The following is a 1,103-nucleotide window of genomic DNA, read 5'->3' as shown; positions in this document are numbered from 1 at the left end:
GTGTTAACGTGCTGACCACCCGCACCACTTGAGCGGTAGGTATCAATACGTAAATCAGACGGATTAATATCGATTTCGATGGTGTCATCCACTTCCGGATACACAAACACCGAGGCAAATGAGGTATGACGGCGGGCACCGGAATCAAACGGTGATTTACGCACCAGACGGTGTACACCGGTTTCGGTACGCAACATACCAAAGGCATATTCGCCTTCAAAACGCACGGTGGCGCTCTTGATACCGGCAACCTCACCTTCGGAGACTTCCATCAGCGTGACTTTGTAACCCTGGGCTTCGCCCCAACGCAGATACATACGCAAAATGATATTGGCCCAGTCCTGTGCTTCCGTACCGCCAGAGCCGGATTGGATATCCAGATAGGCGCTGTTGGCGTCGAGCTTTCCGGAAAACATGCGCTGGAATTCGAGTTTTTCCAGACCTTTTTCCAGCTCGTCCAGATCCGCATTCACCGCATTAAAGGTGTCTTCGTCGTTTTCTTCTACAGCAAGTTCGAGCAGGTCTTTGGCATCGTCTAAAACTTCACTGTGCGATGACAGGGTTTTGACAATGCGCTCGAGGCTTGAGCGTTCCTGGCCCAGTTTCTGGGCATTGTCAGGATCATTCCAGACATTGGGATCTTCCAGCTCACGGGTAACTTCGACTAAGCGTTCTGCTTTGGTATCGAAGTCAAAGATACCCCCTGAGATCGTCACTGCGATCGCGGAGAGTTTTAATTCGTTGCATCGTCGCGCCGAGTTCCACGCTAGTACCTCATTGAAATTGATTGATAATGTTGCCGCAGCAAACCCGTTATTGTAACGGATAATGCCGCTTATTGTTTAGGCAGAAAACGTAAGGGATCGACCGGTTTGCCGTTACGGCGGATTTCAAAATGTAATTGCTCGACCTGAGTACCGGAACGGCCAAGCGTGGCGATGCGTTGACCGCTTTTCACTGAGTCCCCTTCTTTCACCAGTAACGTGTCATTGTGGGCATAGGCACTTAAATAAGTGTCATTATGTTTAATGATCAGCAGATTACCGTAACGCGGTAAACCATTACCACTATATACCACCTTACCATCTGCCGCCGCGACAATA

At 49.7% G+C, this 1,103-nt stretch carries 1 protein-coding gene and 1 pseudogene; both read right to left on the bottom strand.

The features are described 5' to 3' along the window. Positions 1 to 747, bottom strand: a pseudogene (locus tag B3O33_RS08825) (PCRF domain-containing protein); the annotation flags it as partial. Positions 748 to 835: 88 nt separating this feature from the next. Next, a partial coding sequence (locus tag B3O33_RS08820) for a peptidoglycan DD-metalloendopeptidase family protein (protein WP_292363444.1) occupies positions 836 to 1,103 on the bottom strand: 268 nt, incomplete at its 5' end.

Source organism: Methylophaga sp. UBA1464 (genome assembly GCF_002325665.1).
Classification (GTDB): domain Bacteria; phylum Pseudomonadota; class Gammaproteobacteria; order Nitrosococcales; family Methylophagaceae; genus Methylophaga.
The sequence above is the reverse complement of the archived record's forward strand: the minus strand, read 5'-3'. Positions and strand labels throughout refer to the sequence as shown.